General features: G+C 65.0%; 16 protein-coding genes. 9 read left to right on the plus strand and 7 right to left on the minus strand.

From position 1 onward, the window contains the following. Positions 1-295 precede the first annotated feature (295 nt). Complete coding sequence (locus ACSQ3P_RS02400) at positions 296-3,031, minus strand: EAL domain-containing protein (RefSeq protein ID WP_436164056.1); 2,736 nt, start codon at positions 3,029-3,031, stop codon at positions 296-298. 33 nt (positions 3,032-3,064) lie between these two features. Continuing rightward, a complete protein-coding gene (locus tag ACSQ3P_RS02405; protein WP_436164057.1) occupies positions 3,065-4,351 on the minus strand; it encodes a FecR domain-containing protein in 1,287 nt (428 codons plus the stop codon). Positions 4,352-4,546: 195 nt separating this feature from the next. Here ACSQ3P_RS02405 and ACSQ3P_RS02410 point away from each other — a divergent pair, with 195 nt between their 5' ends. Both ACSQ3P_RS02410 and ACSQ3P_RS02415 read left to right on the plus strand, forming a co-directional pair. Next, entirely contained in the window at positions 4,547-6,316 is a 1,770-nt protein-coding gene (locus ACSQ3P_RS02410; protein WP_436164058.1) for a ShlB/FhaC/HecB family hemolysin secretion/activation protein, read from the plus strand. Between the two features lie 251 nt (positions 6,317-6,567). Next, complete coding sequence (locus ACSQ3P_RS02415) at positions 6,568-6,822, plus strand: hypothetical protein (RefSeq protein WP_069692091.1); 255 nt, start codon at positions 6,568-6,570, stop codon at positions 6,820-6,822. 133 nt (positions 6,823-6,955) lie between these two features. Here ACSQ3P_RS02415 and ACSQ3P_RS02420 read toward each other — a convergent pair whose 3' ends face one another. The 3 genes from ACSQ3P_RS02420 to ACSQ3P_RS02430 form a co-directional block, all read right to left on the minus strand. Beyond that, complete coding sequence (locus tag ACSQ3P_RS02420; RefSeq protein ID WP_436164059.1) at positions 6,956-7,576, minus strand: LpxA family transferase; 621 nt, start codon at positions 7,574-7,576, stop codon at positions 6,956-6,958. Positions 7,577-7,990: 414 nt separating this feature from the next. Then, positions 7,991-9,361 carry a peroxidase family protein gene (locus ACSQ3P_RS02425; RefSeq protein WP_436164060.1) on the minus strand — a complete coding sequence of 457 codons (1,371 nt, stop codon included), beginning with the start codon at positions 9,359-9,361 and terminating at the stop codon, positions 7,991-7,993. Positions 9,362-9,747: 386 nt separating this feature from the next. Further along, a complete protein-coding gene (locus tag ACSQ3P_RS02430) occupies positions 9,748-10,833 on the minus strand; it encodes a Kelch repeat-containing protein (protein WP_436164061.1) in 1,086 nt (361 codons plus the stop codon). A 161-nt stretch (positions 10,834-10,994) separates the two neighbouring features. On the opposite strand from ACSQ3P_RS02430, the gene ACSQ3P_RS02435 reads away from it, so the two are divergent. From ACSQ3P_RS02435 to ACSQ3P_RS02455, 5 genes are all read left to right on the plus strand, one after another. Beyond that, positions 10,995-11,756, plus strand: a complete 762-nt coding sequence (locus tag ACSQ3P_RS02435) for an SDR family oxidoreductase (protein WP_069692090.1) — start codon at positions 10,995-10,997, stop codon at positions 11,754-11,756. Between the two features lie 149 nt (positions 11,757-11,905). Continuing rightward, the gene (locus tag ACSQ3P_RS02440; RefSeq protein ID WP_436164062.1) at positions 11,906-12,553 is read left to right on the plus strand and encodes a cation transporter; all 648 of its coding nucleotides are present in this window, start codon (positions 11,906-11,908) and stop codon (positions 12,551-12,553) included. 28 nt (positions 12,554-12,581) lie between these two features. After that, on the plus strand, positions 12,582-14,567 hold the full coding sequence (locus tag ACSQ3P_RS02445) for an acetyl-CoA carboxylase biotin carboxylase subunit (protein ID WP_436164063.1): 1,986 nt from the start codon (positions 12,582-12,584) through the stop codon (positions 14,565-14,567). 119 nt (positions 14,568-14,686) lie between these two features. Then, entirely contained in the window at positions 14,687-15,544 is an 858-nt protein-coding gene (locus ACSQ3P_RS02450; RefSeq protein ID WP_436164064.1) for an AraC family ligand binding domain-containing protein, read from the plus strand. Positions 15,545-15,604: 60 nt separating this feature from the next. Continuing rightward, complete coding sequence (locus tag ACSQ3P_RS02455; protein ID WP_436164065.1) at positions 15,605-16,714, plus strand: threonine aldolase family protein; 1,110 nt, start codon at positions 15,605-15,607, stop codon at positions 16,712-16,714. Positions 16,715-17,077: 363 nt separating this feature from the next. On the opposite strand, the gene ACSQ3P_RS02460 is transcribed toward ACSQ3P_RS02455, so the two are convergent. Continuing rightward, entirely contained in the window at positions 17,078-17,656 is a 579-nt protein-coding gene (locus tag ACSQ3P_RS02460; RefSeq protein WP_436164066.1) for a helix-turn-helix domain-containing protein, read from the minus strand. Positions 17,657-17,764: 108 nt separating this feature from the next. On the opposite strand from ACSQ3P_RS02460, the gene ACSQ3P_RS02465 reads away from it, so the two are divergent. Beyond that, positions 17,765-18,775: a threonine ammonia-lyase gene (locus tag ACSQ3P_RS02465; protein WP_436164067.1), complete on the plus strand. Its 1,011-nt coding sequence runs from the start codon at positions 17,765-17,767 to the stop codon at positions 18,773-18,775. Positions 18,776-18,945: 170 nt separating this feature from the next. Here the strand turns inward: ACSQ3P_RS02465 and ACSQ3P_RS02470 are convergent, their stop codons facing one another. Continuing rightward, positions 18,946-19,569 carry an FMN-binding negative transcriptional regulator gene (locus ACSQ3P_RS02470; RefSeq protein ID WP_436164068.1) on the minus strand — a complete coding sequence of 208 codons (624 nt, stop codon included), beginning with the start codon at positions 19,567-19,569 and terminating at the stop codon, positions 18,946-18,948. 76 nt (positions 19,570-19,645) lie between these two features. Here ACSQ3P_RS02470 and ACSQ3P_RS02475 point away from each other — a divergent pair, with 76 nt between their 5' ends. Further along, a complete protein-coding gene (locus ACSQ3P_RS02475) occupies positions 19,646-21,067 on the plus strand; it encodes a PLP-dependent aminotransferase family protein (RefSeq protein ID WP_436164069.1) in 1,422 nt (473 codons plus the stop codon). Positions 21,068-21,231: the final 164 nt, after the last annotated feature.

Below are 21,231 nucleotides of genomic sequence, written 5' to 3' on the forward strand. Positions count from 1 at the left end.
CGACCGCGCGCAGGCTCGATCAACGAATCCTCGGCGCTTGCCGGTAGCTCAGCGGCAGCGGCAACGGGCAACGCCTCAGCTGCACTGTGAAGCGTCACGGGCAATAACCCCGCTCCGAACATCATCATCAGAAAAGCTCGTCTTTGCATTGTTTCTCTCCCGATGCCCCCTTCGTGCTGGCCACGCTATGAGGAGCATCTGGGTAAACCTGAAGCTTGATCGATTTGTTCCTGATGGAACCGCCTTCTTGGTCGCCCAGCTGAGGCTCAAGGCTCACGCCATCCAGTGGCGGCAGCTATGCCACGAGCCGCGCCTCCTTGCGCAGGAACTTCACCTCGAACTCCTGGGCCGGGATCGGCTTGCTGATCAGATAGCCCTGTCCCTCGCCGCAGCCCATCTCGCGCAGCAGGCTGGCGGTCGCTTGCGTCTCGATGCCTTCGGCAATGACCGAAAGACCGAGCGCCTGGCCGAGATCGATCGTCGCGGCAACGATGGCCGCATCCTGTGAGCCGGGCTCCAGCCGTTTCACGAAGGACTGGTCGATCTTGATCTTGTCGAGCGGAAAGCTTTTCAGATAGGTCAAGCTGCCATAGCCGGTGCCGAAATCGTCGAACGCGATCTTGACGCCGAGTGCCCGCAGCGCCGCGAGCACGCGCAACGTCTTGGCACCGTCGTCGAGGATGATATCCTCCGTCACCTCGAGTTCGAGCAGCTCGGGGCGCAAGCCATTCTCAGTGAGCCGTTTTTCGACCTCCGCGGCCAGATCGCCGGTCGCGAACTGGGACTGTGCCAGGTTCACGCCGATGCGCATGGCGTAGCCACGGCGCTGCCAATCGGCTGCCCGCCGGCAGGCGGTTTCGAGAACCCAGGCGGCGACATCCTCCGACAGCGATGTGGTGTTCACCACCGGCATGAACTCGGCCGGCGAGACATAGCCACGTTCGCGATGGCGCCAGCGGATCAGCGCCTCCGCACCGACGACAGTCCCTGTGCGCAGGTCGATCTGCGGCTGGTAGAACAACTCGAACTCGTTATAGGCCAGCGCCGTGCGCAGCTCGGCCTCCAGCGCCTCGCGCCGTTCGATGGCGCCGCGCATGAGTGGATCGAACGGAACCGGAGCCGCGCTTGTCTGAGCCTTGGCGCTGGCCAGGGCGAAATGAGCGTTGCCGATCAGCATCTCGGCATGCTGCGCAGTACTGGTCGAAGCCAGTCCGATCGCGACCGTGACGCGATGCGGACGGTCTCCGGCCGTCACGGGCCGAGACTGGAAATCGGCGATGATAAGCTCGCCCAGTGCCGCGGCCTCGCTCGGCTCGCCTGTGAACAGGATCGCGAATTCGTCGCTGCCCAGACGAGCGATCAGGCTCGCCTGCGCAGCGACGACCCGCAGGCGCTCGACAAGGGCGACGACCAGTGCGTCGCCGAAGGAATGGCCGTAGAGATTATTGATCTGCTGGAAGCGGCTGACGCCGACGAGCAGCAGCGTGGCGCTGTCCGGCTCGCTTCGCGAGATAGCATCTTCGAGATGCGCGGTCAGACTGTTGCGGTTAGGCAGGCCGGTCACGGTGTCGCATTCGGCGAGATAGCGGATATGCTCCTGCTGGCGCTTGCGCAGCGAGATATCGCGCAGCACCACGCCATATTGCACGCCGGTCGCTGTCTCCCAGCAGGACAGGCTGCATTCCAGATCGAAATGCTCGCCCGAGCGGCGCAAGCCCATGAGTTCGACGACCGTCCCGCCGTGCTGCAGCAGCCGGGCCAGCGGCACCGCAGTCAGCCTGAACGGCGCCTCGCTCACGCTGCCATCGCCCTGAGCCAGCAGGAATTCGAAGGGCTGGCCGATGGCTGCCTGTTCGGGATGGCCGAAAATCGCGCTCGCGCCAGGGTTCCAGAGCGTGATCCGGCCGGTTTGATCGACGCAGACCAGCCCGTCGCTCAAGGACATGGCGATGCGCTCGAAGCGCCGTTCGGCGGCGAGCCTGAGGAGACCGCGCAGATCGATCTCATCGATGGCGGTGGTGAGTGCATAGGCAACGACGGCGGCTAGCAGGAACGAGCTGTCGAAGGCGATCGGGTGGAAGGCCTGGACACAGATCGCCGTGCCTTCGATCGCCAATGCGAGCAGACCCAGCACGAGGATCCGCCGCCCCGCTCGGATCCGGCTCCAGATCGCGGCCATCACGATGATCAGAGCGGTGATGCCGCCCAGCGAGACCGCAGGCGAGGTTGTCGCGAGTGCCCGCCCCTGGATGATCGACTCGGCGGCGAGCGCCTGCACCAGCGAGCCTGGGATGATGCGGCCATTGGGCACCGTGAAGCGGTCGCCCAGTTCGGCGGCGGTGCCTGCGATGATGGCTTTCTTGCCGTGCAGTGCGGCAAGCGCCGCTGGCGTCCCGCGCAGGACGTCGATGGCGGAGAGGCTCGGCACGGAGGCCGGCTGGATGCCGAAATCGATGCGGAAGGGCGGGGCGTTCTGGTCGTGCCGGCCGGCGAGCATGGCGCCGACGGAGGCAGTGAACTCGCCTTCGATCACGGCGCCGTGGCTGTAGCGGCGAATGACGCCGTCCGGCTCGGGCAGGACGTTGACGAGGGCGAGCCAGGCCTGCTGCGCGAAGAGCGGGATCGGGCGGTTGATGTGCAGCGTGTGACCGTCGCCGCGATCGGCGACGCGCTGGCGGAAAGCCGGCAGGACCACCGAGCCGCCGACTGCCTGCAGGGCTGCGGCGAAGGCTGCGTCCTGATCGGGGGTGGATGGTGTGCTGAAATCGACGTCGAACACGATATCGGTCGCGCCGGCACGTTCGAGCCGCTGCACCAGCTCCGCGTGGACGCTTCGCAGCCAGGGCCAGCGCCCCAGCGCCTTGATCGAGCGCGGATCGATCTCGACCAGGACGATGTCGCCTGTCGCCTGCCGCGTCAGCAGCCTGAAGCGCGCATCGAGCAGGGCTTCGCGCAACCACGGATGCAGCCCCGACAGGACCAGGAGCGAGAGCAGCAATCCGACGAGCAGGTGGGGACGCAGGCGCTTCACGGGCGGGGCACCGCTCCGTCTGCAATCTGGCGGTCAGTCCTTCTTGCTGTTGCCATTGCCATTGCCGTTCTTGGCGAGCCCCAAGGCATTACCGTCGCCGTTTCCGCCAGCGTTGCTGTTGGAGGAATTGCCGTTTCCGTTTCCACCGGCGTTGCTGCTGGAGGACTTGCCATTGCCGTTTCCGCCGGCATTGCTGTTGGAGGAGTTGCCGCTGCTCGAGCTGCCCGCCACGCTGCTATTGCTTCGGTTCCCTGCCGATTGCGCGATGCCCTGGCCATTTGCGGCGTTTGCACTCGCAGAACCCGTGCCTGCCGTTCCGGAGGCCGTGCTCGCCACGCCGGCGCCGGCTCCGGCTGCTTCCGTCCCTCCGACGGCGCTGCCGCTATTGCCGACATTGTTCTTGTTGCCGCCATTGCCCGGGTTGAGCTCGCCGGTGTTCCACACCGTTGCGCGGCGAGGGGCCTGGCCGTTTGCCTGCGCCTCGCTGCGTGCCATGCCGCGCGTGACCTTGTGGATGTCGAGCTTGACCTCGCCCAGCGGTGCGGAAATGCGCAGCGCGCCGTTCGGTCCGCGCACGATACCTGACGGAGCGGGCCGGCGGCGGTCGGAAACCTCGTTGAGCACGGGCGCGGCGCCGCGCAGCAGCGGCGTGGCGCCGGGGGCGGGCCTGAGGCCTCCGCCTGGAACCGCAAGGGGAGCAACACGCGCCGCCTGCGGTGTGCCCTGCTCGACACGAGCGAGCGTGCCCTGGCCCGAGAGCTGCAGTCCGGGAACCTGGCCGAAGGAAGCCCGCGCGCTCTGGCCCGGCAGGACGAGCGCGAACTGCCCGGAACGGAAATCCGAGACCTGGACCTGGCCGCGCACGACATCGACCTTGGCCTGCCCGCCCTGGAGCGAGACGCTGAAGCGCGTGCCCTTCACCACCGCTGCGAGATAGGGGGTCTCGACCTCGAAATGCTGGACATTGCGCTTTTCAACCTCGAGCAGGATCGAGCCCGCCTGCTGGATCACCGTCGACATGCCGGGGCGCCCGGCTTCCGGAAGGCTGATCGCCGAATTGGCCGAGATCAGGATGCTTTCTGCGCCGCGAACGAGCAGCACGCGTCCATTGCGCCCGGTCCGGATCGAATCGCCTGGCCGGAGTTCCGCCTGCTGCGCCGCAGAAGCCGGCTGGACGCCACTGCCAGATACCCAAGCCTCGCCCGAGACTTTGGCGATCCGCCAGAGATTGTCCGCAGCCTGTGCCGCTGGGACGGCTCCGATCGCGACGATGACAGCCAAGGCGAGGCCGGTGGCAAATCGTGCCGCTTTCCGAAGCATGGTTCTCAATCCTTGAGCCGAGTGCGGACTTTGCGCAGGCGCAAACCGCTGACCCAGGAGCATAAAAGACAGGCGTGAAAAGAGACTTAGCGGCCTAGCCTGTAAATCCTCAAATCTAGAGCGTTTCATTAACCATGTTTTTTTACGGTCGGGAGAGGCTAGGGGGCTGGCTCGAATTCTGACAGGCGACAGGACATGCGGCGTCGAGCCGAACCACAGGAAGCGCAAATCCGCTCGTCAAGAAACGTCTTTGCCGCTGCGATCATTTATCTGATTCAGGCGGTCGCGCCCGGATCGGCTGGAGCGCAATCGCCTGCAAGGCCGATTCAGCCCGTCGAGGCGGCGGCACGGACGCAAGCGCAGCAGCGTGAGGCCGAGCAGCGCCTGAAACCGCTGCCGCCGCTGCCTTCGGTCGCCGCCGTGAACCAGCAAGCAAGTGCCGACACCAGGCGGCTGTTTCGGCTTCAGGCCGTCGACCTCGACGGAATGTCTGCGTTTTCCGCTGGGGAGCTGGCCACGGCCTATGCCGGTCATCTCGGGCGCGAGGTATCCCAGTCCGATATCGTCACTATTGCTGCAGCGATCAGCGAGATCTATCGCAAGGCGGGCTTTCATCTCAGCCGCGCGATCGTGCCGCCGCAGGATCTCAAGCGCGGACGTTTGCGCATCCAGATCATCGAGGGCGCGATCGAGGAGATCGTCGTCAAGGGCGAGCAGGCCGAGACTTTCGGGGTGAAGTCGTTGCTTTCGCCGATCGCAGCCGAGCGCCCGGCGCGGCTGGCCACGCTCGAACGCCAGCTCCTGCTGGCCAATGACCGGCCCGGGCTGCGCGTCACCGATACGGCACTCGACGAGATCACGCCGGCAAGCGGCCGCTTCCGCCTGACCGTCTCCGTTCAATCCTGGCGCGTCTATACCGCAGTCGGCTTCGACAATATGGGCTCTGCCGCCGTGGGACCTTGGCAGTCCTCTGCCAGCGCTGCTCTGAATTCGCTCGTCGTGCCCGGCGACAGCCTCGCCGTCTCCGGCTCCTTTGCGCCAGGAGCTTCGCGCGAGCTGCGCTATGGCCGGGCGAGCTATGATCTGCCGCTGGGCGTCGAGAGCCTGCGTGCCGGAATCTCGGCCTCCCGCAGCGAGGTCTGGCCGGGCGACGAGCGGCGCTGGCTGCGCACGATCTCCCAGGCCGAGACCTATGAGGCCCGCATCGCCTTCGCGCCCGTGCTGAGCCAGATCCATGCGCTCTGGTTGACCGGCTCGTTTGGCTTGAGCGATGTCAGCGAACAGAACAGCTATGGCCGCCTTTACAGCGACCGCATCCGCCTCGCCAGCCTCTCGGCCGACTACAAGCTGCATGCGACCGAGGGGAGCTGGAGCTATCTCTCCGCTACCTACCGGCATGGCCTCGGCTTCGTCGACGCGAAGGTGGACAGCACGGACTGGCTCTCGCGCTCCGGTGCGTCGAGCCGCTTCTCGCTGCTCAACGCCTCGTTCACGCATTACCAGAATCTTTTCGAGAACTGGTCGCTGAAGTTTTCGGCCGCGGGGCAGGTCGCGTCCGGGCCGCTCCTGTCCTCCCAGCAATATTACCTCGGCGGCCTGTCCTTCGGGCGCGGTTTCGAGGGTGGTTGGCTGGCGGGCGACAATGCCGTCGCGGGCTCGGCCGAACTGCGTTTCGACCAGCCGCTGAACCTCAGCTTCGCCAAGGGGTACCAGCTCTATGGCTTCACCGAGGGCGGCGTCACGCGAAGCTACAGCCAGCCGAAGGATCTGGTGCAGGGCCTGGCCTCGATCGGCGTGGGTGTCAGGCTGTTCGTCAGCGACGATCTGCAACTCGGGGTCGCCGTTGCCAGGCCGCTGACCTATAGCTCCCCGCTGCGCTGGGATCGCGGTGCGACCGTGCTGTTCTCGCTCTCGAACGCGCTTCGCTTCTGCCCGGGAACGCAGGATCTGCGCTGCCGATCGTGAGGATATTCGGCGCCACGAACTGACCGTGCAGGAGGCCGCGCGCACAGAGCGGTCAGCATCGGCCAACAGGGCGGCCCTGAGCGCAGCCCGTTCGCCGCCATGCTCGACGACGAGATCTGCGATGTCCATTTTCGTGTCATCCAGGTCAGGGGCGGGCGGCTGTGCTCGATTGCTGGTCTGGCTGGGATGACATGCTCGGCGCCTTCGCGTACGAGAACAAAATAAGAACACAACGAATCGAGCGTTAAGCCATGGCAACCGTCGACAGTTTCTTCCTCCAGCCGTTCAGGACGCATCGCAAGCGCCTGGTTCCGGGCCAGCGCGTATTGGCGAGGACGAAGCATCACGCTTTGTCGGACGGCGAACGCCTTGGCCGGACCGCCGAGGGCGTTGCTGTGGTGCATGTCGTCGCTGATGACGAAACCGGCGAGGTCAGCGCGATCGACGTGCTCGCTCGGCACGGAGCGATTCCCGAAGAGTTCGAAGAGCAGATCCGAGCCGTTTGATGCTCCGCGCGGGGGCGGGAGTGCCCAAGGCGGCGCCTCGAAGCCTCGCGGGGAGCCGGGCGTAACCCCTCGCGCGCAAGCGCTGACCCTCACCCGGCCTCTGCATACCTCCCTTAACGGCAGCTTGCCCGCCCTAGGCGAGGTCGACCGGCGCTTGGTCGACCAGCGACAAGCGCCCCACGATCGTTCCAGGCGCGAGAATTGCGCCTGGTGCGATCACGGCATTGGCGCCGATTTTCACTCTGTCGCCGACCACAGCACCAAATTTGCCGACGCCTGTATCGATCCGCCCTTCCTGATACACGAACGATATCGCGCTATCGGGCCACTCGTTTCGGTGATTTGCGATGACGGCGCCTGCCTCCAGATTCACATCGCTCCCCAGCAGGCTGTCGCCGACGAAGTTGAAATGGGCGAGCCTTGAGCCTCTGAACACAAAGGACGACTTCAGCTCAGTACCCGGCCCGAGGACGCAATCCGCGTCGAGCCAGCAGCCACCACGAAGCAAGGTTCCCGACCCCACGAAGCAGCCCGGTCCAATAATGGCGGGTCCTTTGATCGCTGCAGTCGGGTCGATGATCGCAGAGGCGTGAATGGCGATGCCGGCCGTCACCGAATAGTCATCACCGAGCTGACCCAGCAGTCGCTCGATAAACTGGGCCGAGCCAGCCGTCAGCTCCCACGGCTTGAGGTCACGGAATTGCCCAAGCGGAGACGCGCTGAACTGGCCAACCTGGTCGACGATGAGCGGCATGTGGATTCCCGACGAAGCTCTGCATCGTGGTCCAGCTCAGAAGGGGCCGCAATCCGCCCAGAGCGGTCCGTCAGTCCGATTGCCCTCAACCTCCCCACTCAAGCCGCGCCGCCATTCCGGGCGGAGCACTGTGGAATAACGAGCCAGCGCGGGGAACCCGTCTCCCGCATCGAAGTCGGGTTTACCCGACTTCGACACTCTGAGTGCTGAACTCGGGCAGGCCCGAGTTCAGTGAGAAGGGCAGGGATGAGGGCCTGCCCTTGCCGACTGGAGTGGCGGCGGTCCCTCATCCGGTCCTCCGGGCCAGCTTCTCCCATCCGGGAGAAAGGAAGAGGGCGCCGTGGTTCGCTCCCCTCGCCATGGCCGGTACGATGCCGACCTTGGCGGTGTGCTTAAGGACCCGGGTGGCTGACTTTAGGAATCGCCGATCGGGTTGACGACGCCTGCGAAGGTCAGGAGGTCCGTCATCTCGAATTTGCCTGGGGTGCTGCCGAGGCTGGGTTTGAACTTCGGCGTCGCGCCGAGATAGGAAGCGGGGTTTCCCTGGACGATGCCGACGAAGACTTCGGCGACGATGGTCGCGCCGACCGGCCCGAGATGCTCGCTCGAACCTTTCACCTCGGCCTCCTTCAGGATGTAGTACCAGAGCGGCGTCGCCTTATCGAAGCCGTGCGTCTTGGCGGCGACGCTGTCGGGCTTGGTTCCTCCGCCGATCTCCGCGGGTGTCAGCACCGGCAGGCCCATCTTCTTGGCGACGGCCTGGCCCGAGGGCAGGCGCATCATCACGCCGCGCTTGAGATTGCGGAAGGGCAGGATGGCGCTGGCGCTCGCCGGATCCTCGCCCGGCAAGGTGTGCAGCGCCGCGACGATGAAGGGATCGAGCGGCTGGGTGAAGTTGAACTCGAAATTGGGCGTGCCGGCGGGCGTCTTGAAATCGAAGAAGCGACGCCAGTCGATGACCCAGTTGCTGGGCAGGACCGGCTGCGGCAGCGGCACGGCCGGAGGCTGCAGGGAGCCGACGATGCGCCCTGATTTCGCGGTGAAATCGAACAGCAGGGGCAGCGTCGCCACCGTGGCCCCGCCCGGTCGGAAGACGAAGTTATGGCTGTAGCCCTGCCGCACCATGCTGTGGCCGAAGCGATAGGCGGCAACCGCGAATTCGATCGGCATGAAGGGGAATTTCTGGAAGCGATAATGCTTGCGCCCTTCCTTCATGATGCGGTCGGCGATGCCTTTCTCGCCGGTGATCGTCTCCAGGAATTCGTGCAGCACGATCCATTGGTAATGCCAGGTCGCCAGTTCGCGGGCTTTCGGGAAAAGCGCGTTGGCCGGAACGCCTTCCGCCTTCAGCTTGTCGACGATCTTGTTGTGAAAATTCATGAAAGCGACGTGCATCTGCGCCACGAGCAGATTCTCGTCGTTGCGCGGGTCACTGATGAGCGCCATCCCCGTTACCGGGCTGCGCGGCAGATCGTGGCCCTTCTGGTCGGGAATTGTACCAGGCGACACGATCTTGGCGCTGGTCGCCGCTGTTCCGATCAGCAGCTTCGGCCCGATATGCAGGCCGACAGGGTCGCGCTCATAGAGGAAGGGCGAGCCGTCCGGGCCAAGGCCGTAGACCGAGTCGAGATCGACCGACGGCGTCCGGAAATTCTCCTTGCCTTCGGGATCGGCGATCTTCTCCGAGAGCGATGTCGTGTCGAAGGTGATGTCGTGATCGATGAATTGGCCGAGATAGGTGAAGCCCGCGGGCATTTTCGAGTTGGAGGGGCCGGAATCCTTCATCGCCCTGGCCAATTCGAGCAGGGCGGCGTCGCTCGCTTCAAATGGCTTAAGATTAAACAGTTTTCCGAAAAGGCCGGGGTTCTGGTTTGCTGGAGACTTCAAAGAATCCGGTGTCGGATGCCGGCTACCAATTCCGTGCATGGGCATAGCGAGACCTCCACGTCTGTGAGGCCTCCCATGAGTAGGGAGGTGCAAGCGACCTCTATCGAGCTAATCATGAGGAGTCTTTACATTTGAATTTGAAAATAATAGAAGAAAATTCTTTTATATTTAGATTCAAAGGCGGCATTGTCCAAATAAACCGTTATCTGCTCTCAATTTTTTGCCATAGTCGCGCGTCTTGCTTTCATCTTCCGTAAGGGAAATAAAAATAAAATCTGTACGCCTTATCCCACCACAAATGCCTCATGCACTGCGCTCTGGACGCCGCCGCCCATGATCGGGCCGCCACCGGCGACGTGGATCGCGTCTCCCACCAAGGCCGCGCCCAGGCCGTGGCGCGGGGTCAGCATCGGGGCATATTGCTCCCAGGCATCGGTTGCCGGGTCATAGGCCTCCATCTGGCCGAAGACGCGGTTGGTGCCTTCGCCGCCCATGACGAAGACCTTGCCGCGATAGAGCACCGCGCCATGGCCGGAGCGGGCGGTCGGCAGCGGGTTGCGCGGGGACCATGTGTCGGCCGCCGGGTCATAGGCGTGGTGCAGGTTCGAATTGGTGTGAAATGAGTCGACCCGCCCGCCGATGACATGGATCAGAGTGCCGATCACCACGGTACCGGTGTGGTCGCGCGCCGTCGGCATCGGGGCGCGGTTGTCCCAGCGATCGGTTTTCGGATCATAGGTCCGGTGCCAGTTGATCGAGGTCTTGGTCTCGGTGGTATCGCCGATCGCGCCGCCGATGACATGGAGCTTGCCGCCAAACCCGACCACGGCGGCCGAGCCGATGGGAGCGGGCAGGGGTGCGATGCCCGCCCATGTGTCGCTCGCGGGATCATAGACGAAGCAGTGCGGATGCGGCCTGCGGTTCTGCTCGAGGAAGCCGCCGATGGCGTAGAGCTTGCCATCAAGGAAGGTGACGCCGACATGGTTGGCGCCCTGCGGCAATGGGGCGGCGTCGCGCCAGCGGTCAACGGTGGCCTCATAGACATGGTGATAGGGCCGATCGACGCGCTGCTCGGCATAGCCGCCGACAACATGCATTTTGCCTTCATGCGCCGTCGCCCAGGCCATTTCGGAGCGCGGCAGAGGCAAGGGCGCTTTGGCGCTCCAGCGGCCGGGATCGGCGGCCCTTGGAGCTGGCGAATCGAAGACGTTCTGCGAGGCGGCGAGCTCGGGTTTCTGGATGCGACCAGGCTGGGTCAGGCGCTCGTAATGGCCGCCATGCTGCTCATGGCCGGGCTGCTGGGCGAAGGCCGGCCCGGCGAGCGCGGCAGCGCCGGCAGCGAGAAGGCGGCGGCGGGTCAGCTTGGTCATGGCGTCTCCTCCTGGCGCGCCAGATTATGACGTGGCGTCGCGCTGGCAAGCAACGGAATGCGCGTCTGTCCTGCAGCGCTCCCCCTTCCGTATGCTGCATGCGCTGCTATGGTCGCGGCCGCCTTCAAACGGTTGAACTGAGAAAAAACGCGAGGATACGCATGTCTGGGCATAATAAGGTCGCCATCATCACCGGAGCGGGTTCGGGCGTCGGGCGCGCAGTCGCGCTCGCCTTCCTGAAGGACGGCTATCGCACGGTCCTGGCCGGACGCCGGGCGGACGCACTGGCGGAGACGATCAAGCTCTCGGGCGTGCCCGCCGAGCAGGCGCTTGCCGTGCCCACCGACGTTACCGACCAGGCTTCGGTGCAGAATCTGTTCGCCAAGACCAAGGCCGCGTTTGGGCGGCTCGACGTGCTGTTCAACAATGCCGGCGTCAATGCGCCCGGCGGCATCCTGCTGGAAGACCTCTCGCTCGAGCAGTGGCAGGCAGTGGTCGACACCAACCTGACCGGGCCGTTCCTGTGCACGCAGGAGGCCTTCAAGCTGATGAAGGCGCAGGAACCCAAGGGCGGGCGCATCATCAACAATGGCTCGATCTCGGCCTATGCGCCGCGGCCGAACTCGATCGCCTATACCGCGACCAAGCACGCCATCACCGGCCTGACCAAGACCTCGTCGCTCGATGGGCGCAAATACGACATCGCCGTCGGCCAGGTCGATATCGGCAATGCGCTGACCGAGATGGCGCAGCGCATGACGCAGGGCGTGCCGCAGGCAGACGGTTCGATCAAGATCGAGCAGGTCATGGACGTGAACCATGTCGCGACCTCGGTGCTGCACATGGCGAGCCTGCCGATCGAGGCGAATGTGCAGTTCATGACGGTGATGGCGTCGAAGATGCCGTTCGTCGGGCGCGGGTGAGGCGTTCGGGATTTGCTGTTCGAACCATGCAGTCATTCCGGGCGTAGCGAAGCGGAGACCCGGAATCCATCGTAGGGCGTTGGGCTCTATGATGGATCCCGGATCTGCGCCGCTTCGCGGCTTGTCCGGGATGACGGCGAGGGATGGATATGCCGGAGCGAACTGAAGCCACTGCCATCGCCCGCGCCTATACCCGCACCATCTGGGGCATCGCGCTCGGCATCCTGCTGTTCGCTGCCGGCGTCGTCGCCTGGGCGCTTGCCTCCGGCAATGCGCAATTGTTCAAGGACGGCGTCGACTGGGTTTATGACGTCGCGCTCTACGGCATCGCGGCGCTGGTCTTCGGCCGCGATGGGCGCGCTGAGAAGCTCGCAGCGCTCACGATTGGCGCGGTGATGGCGGTGGCGGGTTTTCACACACTCTACGACCTCTGGGACAAGATCGCGCGCCCGCGCCCGATCGATCTCTGGGCGCTGGAATTCTCTGCCGCGAGCGCGGTCATCGTCGCCGTGCTGATCGTCGGCCTGCTCTGGCGCTTCCGGCGGCAGGATAATCCGGTGATCAAGGCGACCTGGCTGTCCTCCCGCAACGACGTGATCTCGACCACGGGTTTTGCCCTGATGGGGTTGTTCGCACGATTGGCGCCCGTCCGCTGGCCGGAATATCTGTTCGATCTCTTCGTCGCCGGCCTGTGCTTCCAGGCGACATGGGCGATCTGGCGCTCGGTGCGCCGGCTCGAAGCCGCGAAGCCGGATTTGCAGAACAAGGCGGCGACAGGGGCGATCTCCCGGCTATAAAGGCGGCACCCGTTCGAGGATGTCGCTCATGTCGATCGCCGCCAGACTGCCTTCCATCCTGATCGCCAATCGCGGCGAAATCGCCTGCCGTATCATCCGCACCGCCCGGCGGCTGGGCCTGCGCACCATCGCGGTCTATTCCGATGCGGATGCCGAGGCGCTGTTCGTCGAGATGGCCGACGAGGCCTGGCATATCGGTCCCTCGCCCGCGCGCGAAAGCTATCTCGACGCCGACAAGATCCTGGCTGTCGCGAAACAGGCGAATGCGGCCTGCATCCATCCGGGCTACGGCTTCCTCTCCGAGAACGCCGACTTCGCCGAGGCCTGCGCGCAAGCGGGCATTGTCTTCGTCGGCCCGCCGGCTTCGGCCATCCGGGCGATGGGTTTGAAGGACGCCGCCAAGGCGCTGGTCGAGAAGGCCAATGTGCCGGTGGTGCCGGGCTATCACGGCGCCGAGCAAGGCGCCGATTTCCTCCGCGCGGAAGCGCGGCGCATCGGCTACCCCGTCTTGATCAAGGCGGTTGCGGGCGGCGGCGGCAAGGGCATGAAGAAGGTCGATCGGCCCGAGGATTTCGACGATGCGCTCGCCAGCGCCCAGCGCGAGGGCAAGAGCGCTTTCGGCGATGCGCGCGTGCTGGTCGAGAAATATGTGCTCTCGCCGCGCCATGTCGAAATCCAGGTCTTCGGCGACAGTCACGGCAATGTCGTCCACCTCTATGAGCGCGACTGCTCGCTGCAGCGCCGCCACCAGAAGGTGATCGAGGAGGCGCCGGCGCCGGGCATGACCGAGGAGGTCCGCGCCGCCATGGGCAAGGCCGCGACCGAGGCCGCGAAAGCCGTCGGCTATGTCGGGGCCGGCACGGTCGAGTTCATCGCCGATGGCCGTGAGGGCCTGCGCGCCGATCGCTTCTACTTCATGGAGATGAATACGCGCCTCCAGGTCGAGCATCCCGTTACCGAGGCGATCACGGGGCTCGACCTGGTCGAGCTCCAGCTCAAGGTCGCGGCCGGCGAGCCGTTGGGTTTCAGCCAAGCCGATGTCACCGCGACCGGCCATGCCGTCGAGGCCAGGCTTTATGCCGAGGACCCCGAAAAGAGCTTTTTGCCCTCGACCGGCAAGCTCTGGGCGCTGCGGTTTCCCGAAGGCGAGAGCATCCGCATCGATACCGGCGTCGAGGCCGGCGATACGGTGACGCCGTTCTACGATCCGATGATCGCCAAGGTGATCGCCCATGGCGCGACGCGCGATGAGGCGCTGGACAGGCTCGGGGCGGCTTTGGGGGAGACCATCGTCGCGGGACCGCGCACCAATCTCGCCTTCCTGAAGGCGCTGACCGAGGCGCAAGGCTTCCGCGAAGGCCCGTTCGACACCGGCTTCATCGAGCGCAACATCTCAGGCCTCGGAGCTGAGCCGCAGCCGCTCGATGCCGCAGCCGTGGCCGCCGCCGCGCTGCAATTGGAGGAGGAGCGGCAGGCGGAAGGGCTGCTGGCCGCCGCGGGGCGTTCCGATAGCGAGGCGCGTTCGCCCTGGCTCGTCGCGGATGGGTTCTCATTGATGCCGCAGCCGGCGCTGGGCCTGGCCCTGCTGGTGGATGGCGAGCGCATCGAGGCGCGGATCGAGTGGCATGAGGAGGGCGCGCGCGTCAGCCTGCCCGGCCATGAGATCGGAGAGGGCGAGCACGAGATCGCGCTGGCCCAGGCTGAGCGCGGCACCTATCTCGCGCTGCATCGCGGCCGCCAGACGGCGGTTGCGCTGTTCGATCCGTTCAGCGTCGATCTCGATGCGGCGGCCGGCGCCGGCGGCGTCATCAAGGCGCCGATGCATGGCAAATTGATCGCGCTCTTCGTTTCGGCCGGCGAGGCGGTGGTGAAGGGCCAGCGGCTTGCCATCGTCGAGGCGATGAAGATGGAGCATGTGCTGGTGGCTCCGCGCGACGGCACCGTCACCGAGGTCGCGGGCGAGGCCGGGGCGCAGGTGGCCGAGGGCGCGAAGGTCGTGGTGCTGGGGGAGTAGGGCTGGGGGCGGCGGCGTTCGAGCCAATCGCGACATCCGGGATGGCTGCTTCCGGCCATGCCAGCGCTCTGGTATAGCTGCGCGGGCGACCTGGCCGGGTCGCCGGACGCTTCACATCCATGCTGGTTAAGAACAAAGTTCCACGCGGACGACCGCCGAATGATCAGGCTACCCTGAAGCGCGTCGAGGTCATGGGCGGCTTCGAGTATCTTTTGGCTGCGTACAGAAAGCAGTATTTCGCGCGCCACGCCCATAATGAGTACCTGATAGGCCTGATCAAATCAGGGACGCATGATGTCTGGTGCCGGGGTGAGCTGTGGCACGCGGATGCCGGTGCGATCGCCACCTTCGCGCCCGGCGAGCCGCATTTCGGCGGCGCGGGCGTCGATGACGGGTGGAGCCAAAGGATCGTCTACCTGCCGGAACAGATCGTGCAGAACGTGATGCGGGACGTTCCCGGCACTCCCCGGGGGACACTGAGCTTCCGGTCACCCTTTCAGCACGACGCCGGCGCCGAGCAGAATCTGCGAAGGCTGTTTGACCTGTTCGACGGCGATGCCTCGGCTCTGGAAGTCGAGGAAGCGCTTTATGGCCTCCTGCCTCGGCTGTTCATGGGCAGCACGGGCACGGATCGCGCTGCCAAGGTCGCGCCGGCCGCGCTGGAGCGGGTGCGCGACTATCTCCATGCCCATTTCGACCAGGCTGTGCAGCTGTCTGACTTGGCGGGCATCGCAGGGCTCTCCAAGGGCGTACTGATCGCGGGCTTCAAGGCCTATTTTGGCGTGCCGCCGCAGCGCTACCTCATTCAGGTGCGCCTCGATGAGGCCCGCGCCCTGCTGCGCCAGGGCGTCGCGATCGCGGAGGCCGCCTATGCGGTCGGCTTCGCGGACCAGGCCCACCTGACACGCCATTTCCGGGCTGTTCTGGGCGTGACCCCCGCGCGCTACGTGGTGGCGGAGCAAAATCCCGTTCAATAATCGGGGCGCAGCCTGGCCCAGGGTGGCGGCAATTCGTCATCCACGACCAGAGCTGCACCTATGAAAAGCCAACAAAGTTTTCGCGCCGCCTACCCCAGAGGCTTCACAAGCGACAATATTGCCGGCGTCTCGCCCGAAGTGATGGATGCCCTTGTCGCCTGCAACGCCGGCCAGGCTACGCCCTATGGCAATGATGCAGTGAGCCAGAGGCTCGAACAGCGCATCACGGACATCTTCGAACACGAGGCGAGCGTGTTTCTCGTCTCGACCGGATCGGCCGCGAATGCCCTCAGCCTGGCCGCTATGACCCCTCCCTGGGGCAGCGTGCTGAGCCATGCGGATGCCCATATCAACCGGGACGAATGCGGTGCCCCGGAGTTCTTCACCGATGGCGCCAAGCTGGTGCAGCTCGGAGGCGACAACGCCAAACTCGATCTGACAGCGCTCAAGGCCCAGGCAACCCGCATGGTCGGAGACGTCCACTCCGTGCAGCCGTCCTGCGTGAGCATCTCCCAGGCGACGGAAACCGGCAGCGTCTACTCACTCGATGAGATCGAGACTGTCGGCAAGATCTGCCGTGACGCCAAGCTTGGTCTGCACATGGATGGGGCGCGCTTCGCGAACGCCCTGGTCACGCTCGGGTGCTCGCCGGCGGAGATGACATGGAAGCGCGGCGTCGACGTGCTGTCGCTGGGAGCCACAAAGAATGGCACGTTCGGCGTCGACGCCATTGTGCTGTTCCGCAAGGACCTCGCGCCGGCCCTGGCCTTCCGGCGAAAGCGGGCCGGACAGTTGAACTCCAAGATGCGGTTCTTCTCGGCGCAAGTGGAGGCGTATCTTGCCGATGACCTCTGGCTGCGTAACGCGCAGCAGGCGAATGCGATGGCCAAGGCGCTGGCAGCCGGGTTCAGCTCGATCCCCGGGGCTGAAATCCTGGGCGAGCCTCAGGCCAATATCCTGTTCTGCCGGCTGTCGAGCCCCCTCATTCAGGGGCTGCTGGCCGAGGGTTTCCGGTTCTATCACGACCGTTGGGAGCCGGGCGTCGTGCGCTTCGTGACCACGTTCGCCACCACGCGGGCAGACGTGGACGACCTCCTGGCCGTCACGAAAAGCCTGGCAAGCCAAAAACTGGCCAACGACACAAGTTCGTTCAAGGTACACGCCAAATGAATCTGGCGGATGGCTCTCCTCAGGTCCGCTTTTGGCATCGAAGCTGACGACACTGCCTGGCTGCAGCGGCCGTTCGGTCCATGAACTCACGACCTGAAACTCACGATCTGGGCGTGCGGTGGTTTCCCGACGAGCCCAGATTTGACCGACGTCGTCGTCACCGAAGTCGCGGGCGAGGCGGGGAGGCAGGTGGCCGAGGGCGCGAAGGTTGTGGTGCTGGGGGAGTGAGCCGGCTTCAGCGCTGGGAGCAAGAGCAGGATGCGAAAAAGTGGGAACCGGTTTTTCGCATTGATCCTGCTCTCGCTTTTAGATGAGAGACGGATTCAGATTTCAGCTGGGATCACTTCGTGATCCCAGCTGAAATCATCCGGCTCTCGGTGTGAACCGGTAGTGAATCAGATCCATGACGACGACGTCATCGCCTGTCCGGTTTCGATAACCGTGACGGCGATCGGCGGGGAACCTCAGCGACTGCCCTTGCTTGAGCGGCCTCCACTCCTCCTCCACCAGCAATTCGATTTCGCCGTGCAGGACGGTCACATGCTCCACGACGCCAATCTCGTGCGGCTCGGAGATGCTCTCGAAGGCGGGCGCGAAGGTGAGTTCGTAGAGCTCGAAACCAAATCGAGCCTCGTATGGGAACAGGAGGGCTCGTTGCATCCCCTCCTGCGCCGGGCGCACGCGAAGTTCGCTGGCGTCGCGAAAAAGCAGGACATCACCGTCCCCGCGATTTGTCTCCAGCAGTGCAGTCATGGGCACCCCTAGACCCGTGGCGATCTTCCAAAGCGTTGCGACGGTCGGCGTGGATTCGCCGCGCTCGATCTGGCCCAGCATCGCCTTGCTGACTCCGGTTCGCGCAGCCGTCTGATCGAGGCTCCAGCCAAGATCGCGCCTGATCGACCTGAGCAGGTTCGGCGTGTCGACAGGGCTGATGGCCTTCATTCCGGGGCAATCTCCAAGTCGTGCGTTATTGCGCACGGGTCGCTTGTGCGTTAAAGCGCACGCGTTCACGCATCTGCGGTTCCTAGCATCAGGCCGGAGGATTGTCCCATGCAGCCCGCCAGTGGAAGCCCCGCGCAAGATTTCGGCGTCACGCAGCCGAACACCAGGCTCGATCTGCAACGCATTCGGCAAGCACGGCAGGAGATTTCGCGGGTTTTCCGCGACACGCCGCAGTTCCTCTCTTCCACGCTTGGCGATTTTCTGGGCTGCGAACTCGTCATCAAGCTCGAGACCGCGAACCCGATCGGCTGCTTCAAGGGGCGCGGGACCGAGGTCGCGATGTCACGTCTTGCAAGCAGCTCGGGGCCCATGGCCGCAGTCTGCGCCAGCGCCGGCAACCTTGGACAAGCGCTCGCCTATAGCGGCCGGGCACGCGGTATCGCCGTCAGCGTGATTGCCGGCAAAGGCGCCAATGCCGCGAAGATCGAGCGAATCCACCGGCTCGGCGGTACAGTCGAATTGGTCGATGGCGATATCGAGAACGCACGCGAGCGTGCCCGGGAGATTGCAGCTCGCGGCGATGCGTTTCTCGTGGAGGACAGCGAAAATCTCGACACTTGCGAAGGCGCGGGCACGATCGGCCTTGAACTCGTCGAGGGGTTCGATCGCATCGATACGGTTCTGCTCGCGCTCGGCGGAGGCGCTCTGGCCACCGGCGTGGGGCATGTCTTCAAGACCTTGTCGCCGGCGACAGATGTTGTCTGCATCCAGCCAAGAGGCGCGCCGGCCCTGGCGAAGTCCTGGCGGGCGCGATCAATTGTAACCACTGACCGCACCGATACGATCGCCGACGGCGTTGCGGGCCGGTTTCCGATCGCTGCGGTTCTCGACGACCTGCTCGCCACCGCAGACCACGTCCCGCTAGTCGAGGAGGTGAGCATCGTCGAGGGCATGCGGATGCTCTACCGGCACGCGGCCCTCATCACCGAACCCTCGGCCGCGCTTGGTGTCGCCGCAGTCCTGGAAGACCCCGCGCGTTATCGCGGCAAGCGCGTGGCCGCAGTGATATGCGGTTCCAACGTCCTGCCCGACTCATTCAGGGCATGGATGCAGGAATAGGTTCGAGCAGGCACGGTTTCCACTTTGCCATTCGCATGCGCGTCTGAGGGGGCTCCTGACCAGACCCGCGCCGTTATCCTGAGAGCTGTTTGAGAGTTGAGCCCTCATCCTGAGGAGCCGCGAAGCGGCGTCTCGAAGGATGAGGGCGGGGGGAAACCTCGAACACTCTCTCAGGACGGGATCAGGGTGGCGGCCGCGCGCTCCACCGGGCGATCGCTCGCGGCAAGGCCGGCCGCGACATTGGCTCTGTCGGCCTCCGGACGATTCTGGCTCATCTTGCGCTTGCCCTCCAGCCTCGTGATCGGCATGCGGATGCCGACGATCCCGCGCAGCTGCGCCTGGATGAAATCGGGAGGGGCATCGGAGACGGCCCAGGGCGCCGTACGCTCGCCCTCATGGATGCCGGTCAATCGGGTCACGGCCGCCAGCAGCCTGGTGGAGTCATCGAAGAACTCGACCGGGCCATAGGCGTGGACCGCGACGTAGTTCCAGGTCGGGACGACCTTCCCGGTCTCTTGTTTGGTCGCGTACCAGGACGGCGTGATGTAGGCGTCCGGCCCCATGAAGATCGCCAGTCCGTCGCCGGTGACGGGAGTGCGCCATTGCGGGTTGGCCTTGGCGAGATGGCCGTAGAGCACGCCGTGCTCGCCCTCGTTCTCGTCGAGATAGAGCGGCAGCGGCGTGGCCAACACGCCGTCGGGCGTGGCGGTGACGAAATTGGCGAGCCGCGCGGCCCGGATCGTCGCGTGAATGCTGTCCCTGTCGTCGTCGCGGAAGGCTGGAGGCGTGTACATCTGCGAACTCCTTGCGTTGCCGGGACAGATGCCGCCAATCTGGCTTGCTGGGAATAGCCAGTTGCGAGGGATTGATGTGGGCCAGTTAGAAGGCGTCGGCCGCAGGATCATCGCGGCGATCAAGGAGCAGATCCATAGCGGCGCCTATCGGCCCGGTGATCGTCTGCCCTCGTCGCGCGCTTTCGCGGTGGAGTGGGGAGCATCCCGCACGACGGTGACGGCGGCGTATGGTCAATTGATCGCGGAGGGCTATCTGGTCACGCGGGCCGGGGCACGCCCGATCGTGGCGCAGGGCCTTGCGGCCAAGGCGACATCGACGCCCGCGCCGACGGCGGCGGTGCGGCATCTCTCGGGCTTTGCGCAACGCCTGCTCAGCTTGCCGCCACCGACACCGTCTCAAGCGGTCAAAGTCGCGGATTTCCGCTATGGGGACCTGGCCGGTGACGATTTTCCCGTGCTGGCCTGGCGGCGCGCGCTGACCAAGGTCAGCCTTCGGCGAAAGGTGCGGCTGCGCTATGCCGACCCCCAGGGCGCTATCGATTTGCGCTCGGCGCTGCAAGGCTATCTCTGGCGGGCACGCGGCATCAATTGCTCGCCGGACGACATCGTCATCGTCAACGGCTCGCAGCAGGGGCTCGATCTCTGCGCTCGCCTGCTGCTCGATCCCGGCGATGCCTTTCTCATCGAGAACCCCGGATACATGCTCGCCCGTCACGCCTTCATTGCCGCTGGTGGAATTGCGGTTCCGATCCCCGTCGATGGCGAGGGCCTATGCGTCGACGGGCTGCCGTCGGGGCGTCTCGTCTACGTCACGCCCTCGCATCAGTTTCCCCTTGGCGGGGTTCTCTCCGCGACGCGCCGACGCTCGCTCCTGGCCTGGGCTGCAGCCTCGGGCGCCTATGTCATCGAGGATGACTATGATGGCGAGTATCGGCATGACATCTCCCCGATCCCGCCATTGCAGACGCTCGACCCGCAGTCGGTGATCTATGTCGGCACCTTCTCCAAGACGCTCTCGCCGACCCTGCGACTGGGCTATCTCGTTCTCCCCGCCGGGCTGGCGCGAGCGTTCAGCGAGGCCAAGCGCCTCACCGATCGGCACAGCCCGCTCCTGGAGCAGGAGGCGCTGGCCGAGCTGCTGGCCAGCGGCGCCTATGAACGCCATGTCCGCAGCATTCGCCGGAAGAACGCCGAGCGACGCGCCGTGCTGCTCGAAGCCCTGTCAGCCGAATGCGGGCCGGCCGTCTCCATCGAGGGAGCCGATACGGGTCTGCATGTCGTCATCTGGATCAATGGCGTTGCTGCGGATCGCGAGGCCGGGATTGTCGAGGCCGCCCGGTCAATCGGGCTCGGCATTCATCCTGTCTCGCCATTATACGATCCGAAGCTACCCAAGCCCCAAACGGCAGGGTTCATTCTCGGCTACGCCGCGCTCGACACCGAGATGGTACGGCGTGGGGTCTCGCTGCTGGCGAGCGTGCTGACGAAGGGCCGATGAGGCCTTGCCGGTATTTCGACTGAGGTCGGCCAATCACCCATAGTCGCCGTTCCGTCCGTGACCCCATGGTCTTGGCGAGCCTTTTGAAGCGAGCCTTCGGATCGTTGCGAAATAGTGGCCAGGCGACGTTGCAAAACCTGGACGCAGCGCTCTAATTTTGAGTG

The sequence above is a fragment of the Allobosea sp. LjRoot9 genome, assembly GCF_964252745.1.
Lineage (GTDB): Bacteria > Pseudomonadota > Alphaproteobacteria > Rhizobiales > Beijerinckiaceae > Allobosea.

Excerpts from the sequence above, each read along its gene's own strand:
- ACSQ3P_RS02405 (WP_436164057.1), bottom strand. The coding sequence starts at position 4,351 with ATGCTTCGGAAAGCGGCACGATTTGCCACCGGCCTCGCCTTGGCTGTC.
- ACSQ3P_RS02410 (WP_436164058.1), top strand. The coding sequence starts at position 4,547 with ATGCGGCGTCGAGCCGAACCACAGGAAGCGCAAATCCGCTCGTCAAGA.
- ACSQ3P_RS02415 (WP_069692091.1), top strand. The coding sequence starts at position 6,568 with ATGGCAACCGTCGACAGTTTCTTCCTCCAGCCGTTCAGGACGCATCGC.
- ACSQ3P_RS02420 (WP_436164059.1), bottom strand. The coding sequence starts at position 7,576 with ATGCCGCTCATCGTCGACCAGGTTGGCCAGTTCAGCGCGTCTCCGCTT.
- ACSQ3P_RS02425 (WP_436164060.1), bottom strand. The coding sequence starts at position 9,361 with ATGAAGGATTCCGGCCCCTCCAACTCGAAAATGCCCGCGGGCTTCACC.
- ACSQ3P_RS02430 (WP_436164061.1), bottom strand. The coding sequence starts at position 10,833 with ATGACCAAGCTGACCCGCCGCCGCCTTCTCGCTGCCGGCGCTGCCGCG.
- ACSQ3P_RS02435 (WP_069692090.1), top strand. The coding sequence starts at position 10,995 with ATGTCTGGGCATAATAAGGTCGCCATCATCACCGGAGCGGGTTCGGGC.
- ACSQ3P_RS02440 (WP_436164062.1), top strand. The coding sequence starts at position 11,906 with ATGCCGGAGCGAACTGAAGCCACTGCCATCGCCCGCGCCTATACCCGC.
- ACSQ3P_RS02445 (WP_436164063.1), top strand. The coding sequence starts at position 12,582 with ATGTCGATCGCCGCCAGACTGCCTTCCATCCTGATCGCCAATCGCGGC.
- ACSQ3P_RS02450 (WP_436164064.1), top strand. The coding sequence starts at position 14,687 with ATGCTGGTTAAGAACAAAGTTCCACGCGGACGACCGCCGAATGATCAG.
- ACSQ3P_RS02455 (WP_436164065.1), top strand. The coding sequence starts at position 15,605 with ATGAAAAGCCAACAAAGTTTTCGCGCCGCCTACCCCAGAGGCTTCACA.
- ACSQ3P_RS02460 (WP_436164066.1), bottom strand. The coding sequence starts at position 17,656 with ATGAAGGCCATCAGCCCTGTCGACACGCCGAACCTGCTCAGGTCGATC.
- ACSQ3P_RS02465 (WP_436164067.1), top strand. The coding sequence starts at position 17,765 with ATGCAGCCCGCCAGTGGAAGCCCCGCGCAAGATTTCGGCGTCACGCAG.
- ACSQ3P_RS02470 (WP_436164068.1), bottom strand. The coding sequence starts at position 19,569 with ATGTACACGCCTCCAGCCTTCCGCGACGACGACAGGGACAGCATTCAC.